The organism is Streptomyces sp. NPDC060028 (assembly GCF_042736725.1).
Taxonomy (GTDB): domain Bacteria; phylum Actinomycetota; class Actinomycetes; order Streptomycetales; family Streptomycetaceae; genus Streptomyces.
The window spans coordinates 1-11,101 of sequence record NZ_JBHWVJ010000142.1; the positions used below are offsets into that span (position 1 = coordinate 1).

Here is an 11,101-nt window from a genome sequence, read left to right on the forward strand (position 1 = left end):
GGTCTCCCGATCCTACGAGTGACCGGAATCAACCCACCAACAACGTAAGGACCCCGCGGTGATGACCGACCAGCGGCCCGCGCCGGCCGCCCCGGCGGCCGCCCCGGCGACCGGACTGCGCGAACGCAAGAAGCAGCGCACCCGGGACGCGCTGCTGCGCGCCGCGCTCCTCCTCTTCATCGCGCAGGGGTACGAGGAGACCACCGTCGACGAGATCACCGACTCGGTGGACGTCTCCCAGCGCACCTTCTTCCGCTACTTCGCGAACAAGGAAGAGGTCGCCTTCGCCGTCCAGGAGCTGGTCGAGTCGCACTTCCTCGCCGCGCTCCGCGCCCGGCCGGGCCACGAGGGGCCCCTGGAGGCCATGCGCAACGCGGTGCTCCGCGCCTGGGACACCGTCGAGGACGCCATCTCCGAGGTGGTCCCGGTCGACCTCTACATGCGCAGCTACCAGCTCATCGAATCCACCCCCGCCCTGCTCGCCGTGCACCTGCGCCGCTCCACCGAGCTGGAGGAACGGATCTCCCGGCTGATCGCCGGCCGTGAGGGCCTCGACGTGGACGCCGACCCGCGGCCGCGGGTGGCCGTCGCCGCGTTCTCGGGCGTGATGCGCGTCACCGGGCGGCTCTGGGGCCAGGGTCAGGACACCAGCGTCCTCGCGATCCGGCGGATGACCGAGGCCTACCTCGACCAGATCGGCCCCGCCCTGGCCGCGGACTGGCGGTAGTCGGCCCGCGGACCGGCGGCAGGCGGCCCCGTACGTACGGATGCCCGCGTCCGTACGGAGGCCCGCGCGGGCATCCGTACGGAGATCCGGGGCCGCCCGCCCGGCCGTGAGCCCCGTCACCCGGCGTGCCGGGGTGCGAGGCGGTCTCCTACGCTGGTGTCAGTGAACCTGCCCGGCCCCGTCCACCCCATCGCCGCCGTCGCCGCCGCGCGACCCACTGCCGCCCTGCGCACCCTGCTCGCGCTCGCGGTGGTCTTCATCATGCTCGCGACGACCGGGTGGACCGCGGTGCACCGGCCCGAAGCGGGCGTCTCCCCGCGGGCCGCGGCGCTCGCCGTCTGGACCGGGGCCCGGTTCGAGGGGCGGCCGCTGCCCGCCGCCGACGCCCCCGCACGGACGGTCGCCCGCTTCTTCGCGGGCCTCGACGGCGCCCAGCGGGCCCGGCTGGCCGAAGGTCACCCGCTCGTCGTCGGCAACCTCGACGGGGCCCCCGTGGCCACCCGCTACCGGGCCAACCTGCTCGCCCTGCACCGCGCCGCGCTCGCCGAGGAGGCGCGCGGCCACGATGTCGCGCTGACCCCCGGCGACCGGGCCACGGCCGTCCGCCGCGCGCACCGTTTCTCCTCCCTCGCCGAGCCCGGCCGGCAGATCCTCAGCTTCGACCCGAGCGGCGGCGGCCTCGTGGCCGAGGTCTTCGGCGACGTCGACGAGGCGCGCCGGATATCGGTGATCGTGCCCGGGGTCGACACCGACGCCTTGACCTTCGAACGCACCCAGCGCCGGCTCACGGCCCCCGTCGGCATGGCGCAGTCCCTGTACGAGGCCGAGCGTGCGGCCGACCCGGCCGGCAGGCCCGCGGTGATCGCCTGGGCCGGCTACGAGGCGCCCACCGGGCTCGGCATGGACGCGGCCACGGGCCGGATGGCCGTGGACGGTGCCGTCCGGCTGAAGTCGCTGGCCGCCGCCCTGCCCGGCGACGCGAGCATCGCGCTGTTCTGCCACAGCTACGGCTCGGTGGTGTGCGGGGTCGCCGCGCACGAGCTGCCGCGCCGGGTGACGGACCTGGTCGTGGCGGGGAGCCCCGGCATGCGGGCGGAGAGCGTCGCCGAGCTGCGCACCCCGGCCCGGGTGTGGGCCGCGCGGGACGAGGGCGACTGGATCGCGGACGTACCGCACCTGGAGTTCGGCGGGCTGGGCCACGGCGCGGATCCGGTGTCCCCGGGCTTCGGCGCGCGGCTGCTCTCCTCCGCCGGGGCCCGGAACCACACCGGCTATTTCGAGCCAGGCACCGCATCCCTGGACAACTTCGCAAAAATCGGAACCGGCGCGTTCGGTTCCGTCGTGTGCGCCACCGGCGACGGCGCCTGCCGCGCCGGAATTTCCGGTGCAGAGCGGGACTGACGCGTGTAGACACCCGAAAATCGGGCGCCTCAACGGGGGGACGTGCGGGGGCGCGTCCCTTTACCATGGCCCGCATGGGTGACGTACTGGCCGGAAACCATGCCGTCTGGGAGTTCGACCTCACCTCGGACTCGGTGCTCATCCGCTTCACACGGGGGATGAGAACGCCGAGGACGCCGAGACTCTTTCACGCCCTCGGGACCCGCCGGATCCCCCTCGAAGCGTTGTCCGGGGTGAGCGTGAGCACGGGCAAACGCGACACGGTGCTGCTGCGCGCCGTCCCGCGGCCCGGTGCGGATCCGCTGATGGACGCCGCCGCCGGACAGTTGAAGGAGTCCCGCGACCCGTACCGCCTGGTGCTGCCCGGCGACCGGGCCCCGCGCGCCGCCGCCTTCGCCGACGCCCTGCGCGCCCGGCTGGGCCCCGACGCGGCGGAACCGGCCGGGCGCTTCCTGGTCGACGTACCGCGGCCACCGCTGCACCTGAAGGCGTACGACGCCCGGGTCTCCTTCGACGGGTCGGCCGTCACCTTCCACTGGTCGCGCACCGGCGCCACGAGCACCAAGTGGAAGGCGGGCGACCAGCGTTATCCGCTGGCCGCCCTGACCGGCGTCGAGTGGAGCTCCCCGGACCGCCCCGGCGGCCACCTGCGGCTGCTGCCGCGGGACAGCGCGCGCGACCCCCGCCCCGACCACGACCTGGCCTCGGCGATCTTCGGCGTCGGGGCCGGGGCCGTGCACGAGTCGCTGCCCTTCGCGGCGGCCGTTCTCGCCGCGCTGCGCGGGCGCACCCCGGTCGCCGCGGTCCCCCGGCCCCGGCCCGGCGACGACCGCCTGCGGCACCTGGGCGAACTGCACACCGCGGGCCTGCTGACCGACGCCGAGTACTCGGCCCTGCGCGACCGCTTCGCCGCCGAGGCGTAAGGCGGGCGTGGCGTGGCCCGGCTACCCCTCGCGGGCCGCCGAGGTGGAGCTCATGTCCGGGTAGCGGTCCCCCGCGACCCCGTCCGCGATCGGCTCCAGCAGCGCCAGCTCCGCCTGCGACAGGGTGATCAGGGTCGCCGCCGTGTTCTCCGCGAGGCGGCCCGGCTTGCGGGTGCCCGGGATCGGGACCACGGTGAGCCCGTGCACCTGCGCCCGCTGCTGCACCCATGCCAGCGCGATCTGCGCCGGGCTCGCGCCGTGCGCCTCGGCGATCTCCCGCACCGGGGCCAGCAGCGCCGCGTTGGCCTTGGCGTTGTCCCCGGTGAACCGCGGCTGGTACTTGCGGAAGTCCCCCTCCGACAGGTCCTTGCCCGCGTCCGCGAAGGACCCCGTCAGGAAGCCGCGCCCGAGCGGCGAGTACGGCACGAAGGCCACGCCCAGCTCGGCCGCCGCGCCCACCGCGCTGCGCTCCACGTCCCGGCTGAAGAGCGACCACTCCGACTGCAGCGCGGCGATGGGGTGCACCGCGTGCGCCTCGCGCAGCTCCGCGCCGGTGACCTCGCTCAGCCCCAGATGGCGCACCTTCCCCTCCTGCACCAGCTCGGCCATCACGCCCACCGACTCGGCGAACGGCACGGCCGGGTCCCGCCGGTGCATGTAGTACAGGTCGATCACATCGGTGCCGAGCCGGCGCAGGCTCGCCTCGACGGCCTGGCGGATGTACGCGCGGTCGTTGCGGATGCCCCGGAAGGCCGGGTCGTCGCTGCGCTCTATCGCGAACTTCGTGGCGAGGGTCATCTCGTCCCGGTGCGCGGCCACGAAGGGCGCGAGGAACTCCTCGTTCGCACCCCGCCCGTAGATGTCCGCGGTGTCGAAGAGGGTGACCCCGGCGGCGAGCGCCGCGTCCAGGGTCTGACGGGCCGCCGCCTCGTCCGTGTCCCCGTAGAACTCGCTCATGCCCATGCAGCCCAGGCCCTGGACGCCGACGAGCGGTCCGCCCTTGCCGAGTTCGACCTGCCCGATCCCGCTGTTCCGCTCGGTCATTGCTGTGCCTTCCCGGCAGTCGTGTTCACAGTCGTCTTCATCGAATACATGCCGATCTTGAAATCCAGTACGGCGAGCGCGTCCGTCAGCTCCGCGATCCGCGTGCGCACCTCGCGCCGCGTCTGCTCCAGCAGTTCGCGCCGCTGGTCGACGGTGTGCCCGCCCTCGCGCAGCAGTTCCGCGTAGCGGACCATGTCGGCCACCGACATGCCGGTGGCGCGCAACTTGCCGACGAACGCCAGCCAGTCGAGGTCCTTGTCGCTGAACCGCCGCTGTCCCGAATGGGAGCGGTCCACGTGCGGCATCAGGCCGATCCGCTCGTACCAGCGCAGGGTGTGCTGGGTCAGACCGGTCCGGGCCTCGACCTCGCTGATCGTGTACCGCGTCTCCGTCAGGCTCATGACTCAACGCTAAAACCTTTGAGTGCACTCCAAGCAAGTAGGCTCGGCAGCATGGAGAGCCCGGAGACCCTGCAGAGCCTGCGCATCATCGAGAACTGGCCCGTACCGACCGCCGCCGCGGCGGTCGTGCGCGCCGACGGGAGCCGGGCCGGGTCCCACGGACCCGTGGACCACCGCTTCCCGCTCGCCTCGGTGACCAAGCCGCTCGCCGCGTACGCCGCCCTCGTCGCCTACGAGGAGGGGGCCGTCGAGCTGGACGAACCGGCCGGACCCGAGGGTTCCACGGTCCGCCACCTGCTCGCCCACACCAGCGGTCTGGCCTTCGACGAGCACCGCGTGACGGCCCCTCCCGGGGAGCGCCGCCTGTACTCGAACGCCGGCTTCGAGGTGCTCGGTGACCACATCGCCAAGGCCACCGGCATCCCGTTCGCGGAGTACCTCCACCAGGCGGTCTTCGAGCCGCTCGGCATGACCTCCTCCGCCCTGGAGGGCTCGCCCGCCAGGGACGGCGTCTCCACCGTCTCGGACCTCGTGCGCTTCGCCGCCGAACTCCAGGCGCCGCGGCTGCTGGACGTGCGCACGGTCGCGGAGGCCACCTCCGTGGTCCACCCGGGTCTCAAGGGAGTCCTGCCGGGCTACGGGCACCAGTCCCCCAACGACTGGGGGCTGGGCATGGAGATCCGCGACGGCAAGTCCCCGCACTGGACGGGCGCCACGTCCTCGCCGCGCACCTTCGGGCACTTCGGGCAGTCCGGCACCTTCCTGTGGGTGGACCCGGACGCGCGCCTCGCCTGTGTGGCACTGACGGACCGCGCCTTCGGCCCGTGGGCCGTGGAGGCCTGGCCGCCGTTCACCGACGCCGTCCTCGCCGAGCTCGCGGGCCGATAAGCAGTCCCCGAGACCGCTTAGGGCGCTGCTCGGGATCCTCTAGGGAAGTTCCCAGATCAGCAGTTCCCCGGGTGACCCGGCGACGAGCTCCAGGTCCTTCTCGTCGGTGATCCTCGCCGAGTCCCCGGGGCCGAGTTCCTCGCCGTCCAGGCGCAGGTCCCCCCGTACGACGTGCACGTAGACGCGCGGCGCCGTCGGTACGGCGACCCGCTCGCCCGCGCCCGGCCGCCGTACGTGCAGCACGGCCCCGGCCGCGGGCACCGCGTAGGGCGTGCTGTCGGCGATGCCCTTGACCAGCGTGTACGAGGGCGGCAGGGACTGCGGGGCGGTCAGCGGCGCGAGCCACGTCTGTACGAAGCGCAGCGCCACGGGCCCGTCGTTGCGCTCCACGTGCCGCGCCCCGGATCCGGCGCCGAAGTGCTGTACGTCGCCGGGCCGGACCAGGCTGACGGCGCCGGTGCTGTCGCGGTGGGTGAGCTCGCCCCCGACCACCCAGGTCACGATTTCGGTGTGGCTGTGCGGGTGCTCGTCGAAGCCGGCGCCCGCGGCGAGGCTCTCTTCGTTGCAGGCCAGGAGGGGGCCGAAGCGCAGGTTGTCCGGGTCGTAGTGCTCGCCGAAGGAGAAGGCGTGTCGGGTGGTGATCCCGGCGGCCCGGTCCCCGCCCGTGTACCGATCGGCGCCGCGACGTACATCAATCATGTGGGCCACCGTAGCCCCGGCACGGACCGCGGCGTGGGACCGGACGCCGCGCAGCCTTCCCGATAAGGCAGTCTTGTCCCGTGCCCCAACCCGAACGTGAGCATTCCCCCGCGACCCACCCCGCGCATCCCGCTCCCGCCCATCCGCACTCCGCGACGCTGCGACGGCTGGAGAAGTCCTCCGGCCGGCTCGCGGCGAACGCCATCGCGCGCATGGACGAGACCCTGCCGTGGTACCGGGCGATGCCCCCGGAGAACCGGTCCTGGATCGGCCTGGTGGCGCAGGCCGGCATCGCCGCGTTCACGGAGTGGTTCCGGCACCCGGAGACCCCGCAGGCGATCTCCACCGACGTCTTCGGGACCGCTCCGCGGGAGCTGACCCGGGCGATCACCCTGCGCCAGACCGTCGAGATGGTCCGCACCACGATCGAGGTCATGGAGACCGCGATCGACGAGGTCGCGGCCCCGGGCGACGAGTCGATCCTGCGCGAGGCCCTGCTCGTGTACGCCCGGGAGATCGCCTTCGCGACGGCTCAGGTGTACGCGCAGGCCGCCGAGGCGCGCGGGGCCTGGGACGCACGCCTGGAGTCGCTCGTCGTCAACGCGGTGCTGTCCGGGGAGGCCGACGAGGGCGCGCTCTCGCGGGCGGCGGCGCTCGGCTGGAACTCGCCGGAACACGTGTGCGTGGTGCTCGGCACGGCCCCCGAGGGGGACAGCGAGCTGACGGTCGAGGCGATCCGGCGCGCGGCCCGCCACCACAAACTGCAGGTCCTGACGGGCGTGCTCGGGGACCGCCTCGTCGTCATCGCGGGCGGCAGCGACAACCCGATCCAGGTGGCCAAGTCCTTGATCGGGCCGTTCGCGGCGGGTGCGGTGGTGGCCGGCCCGGTGGTCCCGGACCTGCTGAACGCCACCAAGTCCGCGCAGGCCGCGGCGGCCGGGCTGAAGGCCTGCACGGCCTGGCAGGACGCCCCCCGGCCGGTGCTGGCGGACGATCTCCTGCCGGAGCGCGCCATCGCCTCGGACCCTTCGGCGCGCGAGCAACTGGTGGAGGAGATCTACAGACCGCTTGAAGAAGCGGGCTCAGCTTTGCTTGAGACGCTGAGCGTGTACCTGGAGCAGGCGAGCAGTCTCGAAGGCGCAGCTCGCATGCTGTTTGTGCACCCCAACACCGTGCGCTACCGGCTGCGACGTGTGACGGACGTCACCGGCTGGTCACCCTCCGATGTCCGCTCAGCGTTCACTCTGCGAATCGCCCTGATCCTCGGGCGTCTGGCCGACGGCGATCCTCAGTCCTAGACTTTTGTCGGACATCAACAATTACGCCGAAGGTTCTTCGTCCCTGTCCCCACGGGCGGCGCGGACCGAACACAAGAGAGAGTGTGAGGGTGCTCGTACTCGTCGCTCCCGGCCAAGGCGCACAGACGCCCGGCTTCCTGACTCCCTGGCTCGAACTGCCCGGCGCCGCTGACCGCGTCGCCGGCTGGTCGGACGCCATCGGGCTCGACCTTGCCCACTACGGCACGAAGGCCGACGCGGACGAGATCCGCGACACGGCCGTGGCCCAGCCCCTGCTGGTCGCCGCCGGTCTGCTGTCCGCCGCCGAGCTGGGGGCCCCTGCCGCCTTCGGCGCCGTGGCGGGCCACAGCGTCGGCGAGATCACCGCCGCCGCGTACGCCGGCGTGCTGTCCGCCGCCGACGCGCTGTCCTTCGTACGGACCCGCGGGCTCGGCATGGCCGAGGCCGCCGCGGTCACGGCGACGGGCATGGCGGCCGTCCTCGGCGGCGACCCGGACGTGGTCGTCGCGCACCTGGAGAAGCTGGGGCTGACCCCGGCCAACATCAACGGCGCGGGCCAGATCGTCGCGGCCGGCACCGTGGAGCAGATCGCCGCCCTGGAGGCCGAGAAGCCCGAGGGTGTCATGAAGGTCGTCGCCCTCAAGGTCGCGGGCGCCTTCCACACGCTCCACATGGCTCCGGCCGTGGCCAGGCTGGAGGAGGCCGCCTCGGCCCTCAGCCCGGCCGACCCGGTGCTGAAGTATGTTTCGAACAAGGACGGTCAGGTCGTGACCACGGGCGCCGATGTCGTCGCCCGGCTGGTCGGCCAGGTCGCCAATCCGGTCCGCTGGGACCTGTGCATGGAGACGTTCGCCGCACTGGGCGTCACCGGGATCATCGAGCTGTCTCCCGGTGGCACTCTGACGGGTCTGGCCAAGCGCGCGCTGAAGGGCGTACCGAGCGTGGCCCTCAAGACCCCGGACGATCTCGAAAAGGCCGCGGCGCTCGTCGCCGAGCACGCGGCCTGAGAGAAGGAGCCCACACAGCATGTCGAAGATCAAGCCTGCCAAGGGCTCCCCGTACGCCCGCATCCTCGGCGTCGGCGGCTACCGCCCGACCCGCGTGGTGCCCAACGAGGTCATCCTCGAGACGATCGACTCGTCCGACGAGTGGATCCGCTCGCGCTCCGGCATCGCGACCCGGCACTGGGCCTCGCCCCAGGAGACCGTCGCCGCGATGTCGGTGGAGGCCTCGGGCAAGGCTCTGGCCGATGCCGGTGTGTCTCCGGAGCGGATCGGCGCCGTGATCGTCTCGACGGTGTCCCACTTCAAGCAGACCCCGGCCGTCGCGACGGAGATCGCGCACCGGATCGGCGCGGGCAAGCCCGCCGCCTTCGACATCTCCGCGGGCTGCGCCGGCTTCGGCTATGGCCTGACGCTGGCCAAGGGCCTGGTCGTGGAGGGTTCGGCGGAGTACGTCCTCGTCATCGGCGTGGAGCGGCTCTCGGACCTGACCGACCTGGAGGACCGGGCGACGGCCTTCCTGTTCGGCGACGGCGCGGGCGCCGTGGTCGTCGGCCCCTCGGACGAGCCGGCCATCGGCCCCACGGTGTGGGGTTCGGAGGGCGACAAGTCCGAGACGATCAAGCAGACCGTGCCGTGGGACGAGTACCGCAGCACGGACAGCGCGGAGAAGTTCCCGGCCATCACGCAGGAGGGTCAGGCGGTCTTCCGCTGGGCCGTCTTCGAGATGGCCAAGGTGGCCCAGCAGGCGCTCGACGCAGCCGGGATCACCGCGGACGACCTGGACGTCTTCATTCCGCACCAGGCAAACATGCGGATCATCGACTCGATGGTGAAGACTCTGAAGCTGCCGGAGCACGTCACGGTCGCCCGTGACGTGGAGACCACCGGCAACACCTCGGCCGCCTCGATCCCGCTCGCTATGGAGCGGCTCCTGGCGACCGGAGCGGCGAAGAGCGGCGATACCGCGCTCGTCATCGGCTTCGGGGCGGGACTCGTCTACGCCGCGACGGTCGTTACCCTCCCCTAGGGTCCGGGAGCACTTTCCCGTCCCTGTTCCACCCCAGTACCTAAAGAAGGAGCGCCACATGGCCGCCACGCAGGAAGAGATCGTCGAAGGTCTCGCGGAGATCGTCAACGAGATCGCGGGCATCCCGGTCGAGGACGTCCAGATCGACAAGTCCTTCACCGACGACCTGGACGTCGACTCGCTGTCCATGGTCGAGGTCGTCGTCGCCGCCGAAGAGCGCTTCGAGGTCAAGATCCCGGACGAGGACGTCAAGAACCTCAAGACGGTCGGCGACGCCGCGAGCTACATCCTGAAGAACCAGGCCTGAGCCTGACGAGCGTTTGTCGCCACCTGGCGGTGGCGCCGTGACAATTCAGCACCCCCTGAGACGTGGAGAAAGAATTCCTGTGAGCCCGACCAATCGCACCGTGGTCGTCACCGGTATCGGCGCAACCACTCCGCTGGGTGGCGACAGCGCTTCGACCTGGGAAGGTCTGCTTGCCGGCCGTTCCGGCGTAAAGCCCCTCGAGGGTGAGCGTTTCGCCGAACTCCCGGTTCGTATTGCCGCCCTGGTCGCCGTGGACCCCAGTGAGGTCCTGCCCCGGCCGCTGGCGCGCAAGCTGGACCGCTCGGCCCAGTTCGCCATCATCGCGGCCCGTGAGGCATGGGCCGATGCCGGCTACACCGCCCCGGCGGGCGAGGACGCGGCCATCGCGCCCGAGCGCCTGGGCACCGTCATCGCCTCCGGCATCGGCGGCGTGACGACCCTGCTGGACCAGTACGACGTACTGAAGGAAAAGGGCGTGCGCCGGGTCTCCCCGCACACCGTCCCCATGCTCATGCCGAACGGCCCGTCCGCCAACGTCGGCCTGGAGGTCAACGCCCGCGCGGGTGTGCACACTCCGGTCAGCGCCTGCGCGTCCGGCGCCGAGGCCATCGGCTACGCCGTCGAGATGATCCGCACCGGCCGTGCCGATGTGGTCGTCGCGGGCGGCACCGAGGCGGCGATCCACCCGCTGCCGATCGCCGCGTTCGCCAACATGATGGCGATGTCCAAGAACAACGAGAACCCCGAGCAGGCCTCCCGCCCCTACGACAAGGCCCGCGACGGCTTCGTCCTCGGCGAGGGTGCGGGCGTCGTGGTCCTGGAGTCCGCCGAGCACGCCGCCGCGCGTGGCGCCCGGGTCTACTGCGAGGTGCTGGGCCAGGGTCTGTCCGCGGACAGCCACCACATCGCGCAGCCGGAGCCGACCGGCCGCGGTGTCGCGGCCGCGGTGCAGAACCTGCTCGACAACACCGGCCTGGACACCTCCGAGCTGGTCCACCTCAACGCGCACGCCACGTCCACCCCGCAGGGTGACACGGCCGAGCTGAAGGCCCTGCGCAAGGTGCTGGGCGACGACCTCGACCACATCGCCATCTCGGCGACCAAGTCGATGACCGGCCACCTGCTGGGCGGCGCGGGCGGTATCGAGACCGTCGCCACCGTGCTGGCGCTGTACCACCGGCTGGCACCGCCGACGATCAACATCGACGAGCTCGACGACGACATCGACGCGGACATCGTGCGCGGCGAGCCGCGCAAGCTGCCGGCCGACGGCCCGATCTCCGCGATCAACAACTCGTTCGGTTTCGGCGGCCACAACGTCACGCTGGCCTTCCGCACCGTGTGATGCTCTGACCGTACGTACGAGGGCCCCCGCCCGGCAG

The 11,101-nt window shown here is 72.2% G+C and carries 12 protein-coding genes; 9 read left to right on the forward strand and 3 right to left on the reverse strand.

Going from position 1 to position 11,101, the window contains the following annotated elements:
• Positions 1-61: 61 nt before the first annotated feature.
• The 3 genes from ACFWBF_RS36190 to ACFWBF_RS36200 all read left to right on the forward strand — a co-directional run bounded on the left by ACFWBF_RS36190 (position 62) and on the right by ACFWBF_RS36200 (position 3,051).
• Positions 62-727: a TetR/AcrR family transcriptional regulator gene (locus ACFWBF_RS36190; protein ID WP_385609094.1), complete on the forward strand. Its 666-nt coding sequence runs from the start codon at positions 62-64 to the stop codon at positions 725-727.
• Positions 728-988: 261 nt separating this feature from the next.
• Positions 989-2,128 (forward strand): alpha/beta hydrolase, encoded by a 1,140-nt coding sequence (locus ACFWBF_RS36195; protein WP_385609104.1) that lies wholly within the window; start codon positions 989-991, stop codon positions 2,126-2,128.
• A gap of 74 nt (positions 2,129-2,202) precedes the next feature.
• Positions 2,203-3,051 carry a DUF4429 domain-containing protein gene (locus ACFWBF_RS36200; protein WP_385609095.1) on the forward strand — a complete coding sequence of 283 codons (849 nt, stop codon included), beginning with the start codon at positions 2,203-2,205 and terminating at the stop codon, positions 3,049-3,051.
• Positions 3,052-3,072: 21 nt separating this feature from the next.
• Here ACFWBF_RS36200 and ACFWBF_RS36205 read toward each other — a convergent pair whose 3' ends face one another.
• Together ACFWBF_RS36205 and ACFWBF_RS36210 are read right to left on the reverse strand one after the other, a co-directional pair.
• Positions 3,073-4,095, reverse strand: coding sequence for an aldo/keto reductase (locus tag ACFWBF_RS36205; protein WP_385609096.1), 1,023 nt, complete (start codon positions 4,093-4,095; stop codon positions 3,073-3,075).
• Positions 4,092-4,496, reverse strand: coding sequence for a MerR family transcriptional regulator (locus tag ACFWBF_RS36210; RefSeq protein ID WP_385609097.1), 405 nt, complete (start codon positions 4,494-4,496; stop codon positions 4,092-4,094). The genes ACFWBF_RS36205 and ACFWBF_RS36210 overlap by 4 nt, the downstream gene beginning before the upstream one ends.
• A gap of 69 nt (positions 4,497-4,565) precedes the next feature.
• Here ACFWBF_RS36210 and ACFWBF_RS36215 point away from each other — a divergent pair, with 69 nt between their 5' ends.
• Entirely contained in the window at positions 4,566-5,384 is an 819-nt protein-coding gene (locus tag ACFWBF_RS36215; protein ID WP_385609105.1) for a serine hydrolase domain-containing protein, read from the forward strand.
• A 39-nt stretch (positions 5,385-5,423) separates the two neighbouring features.
• Here ACFWBF_RS36215 and ACFWBF_RS36220 read toward each other — a convergent pair whose 3' ends face one another.
• Positions 5,424-6,083 (reverse strand): pirin family protein, encoded by a 660-nt coding sequence (locus tag ACFWBF_RS36220; RefSeq protein WP_385609098.1) that lies wholly within the window; start codon positions 6,081-6,083, stop codon positions 5,424-5,426.
• An 80-nt stretch (positions 6,084-6,163) separates the two neighbouring features.
• On the opposite strand from ACFWBF_RS36220, the gene ACFWBF_RS36225 reads away from it, so the two are divergent.
• The 5 genes from ACFWBF_RS36225 (at position 6,164) to fabF (ending at position 11,064) form a co-directional block, all read left to right on the forward strand.
• Entirely contained in the window at positions 6,164-7,381 is a 1,218-nt protein-coding gene (locus ACFWBF_RS36225) for a PucR family transcriptional regulator (protein ID WP_385609099.1), read from the forward strand.
• An 89-nt stretch (positions 7,382-7,470) separates the two neighbouring features.
• Entirely contained in the window at positions 7,471-8,388 is a 918-nt protein-coding gene (locus ACFWBF_RS36230; protein ID WP_385609100.1) for an ACP S-malonyltransferase, read from the forward strand.
• A gap of 19 nt (positions 8,389-8,407) precedes the next feature.
• Complete coding sequence (locus tag ACFWBF_RS36235) at positions 8,408-9,412, forward strand: ketoacyl-ACP synthase III (protein ID WP_385609101.1); 1,005 nt, start codon at positions 8,408-8,410, stop codon at positions 9,410-9,412.
• Between the two features lie 58 nt (positions 9,413-9,470).
• Positions 9,471-9,719, forward strand: coding sequence for an acyl carrier protein (locus ACFWBF_RS36240; RefSeq protein WP_385609102.1), 249 nt, complete (start codon positions 9,471-9,473; stop codon positions 9,717-9,719).
• 79 nt (positions 9,720-9,798) lie between these two features.
• Positions 9,799-11,064, forward strand: coding sequence for a beta-ketoacyl-ACP synthase II (gene fabF, locus ACFWBF_RS36245; protein ID WP_385609103.1), 1,266 nt, complete (start codon positions 9,799-9,801; stop codon positions 11,062-11,064).
• The last annotated feature ends 37 nt before the right edge of the window (positions 11,065-11,101 follow it).

Excerpts from the sequence above, each read along its gene's own strand:
- ACFWBF_RS36200 (WP_385609095.1), top strand. The coding sequence starts at position 2,203 with ATGGGTGACGTACTGGCCGGAAACCATGCCGTCTGGGAGTTCGACCTC.
- ACFWBF_RS36195 (WP_385609104.1), top strand. The coding sequence starts at position 989 with ATGCTCGCGACGACCGGGTGGACCGCGGTGCACCGGCCCGAAGCGGGC.
- ACFWBF_RS36190 (WP_385609094.1), top strand. The coding sequence starts at position 62 with ATGACCGACCAGCGGCCCGCGCCGGCCGCCCCGGCGGCCGCCCCGGCG.
- ACFWBF_RS36210 (WP_385609097.1), bottom strand. The coding sequence starts at position 4,496 with ATGAGCCTGACGGAGACGCGGTACACGATCAGCGAGGTCGAGGCCCGG.
- ACFWBF_RS36240 (WP_385609102.1), top strand. The coding sequence starts at position 9,471 with ATGGCCGCCACGCAGGAAGAGATCGTCGAAGGTCTCGCGGAGATCGTC.
- ACFWBF_RS36235 (WP_385609101.1), top strand. The coding sequence starts at position 8,408 with ATGTCGAAGATCAAGCCTGCCAAGGGCTCCCCGTACGCCCGCATCCTC.
- ACFWBF_RS36220 (WP_385609098.1), bottom strand. The coding sequence starts at position 6,083 with ATGATTGATGTACGTCGCGGCGCCGATCGGTACACGGGCGGGGACCGG.
- ACFWBF_RS36205 (WP_385609096.1), bottom strand. The coding sequence starts at position 4,095 with ATGACCGAGCGGAACAGCGGGATCGGGCAGGTCGAACTCGGCAAGGGC.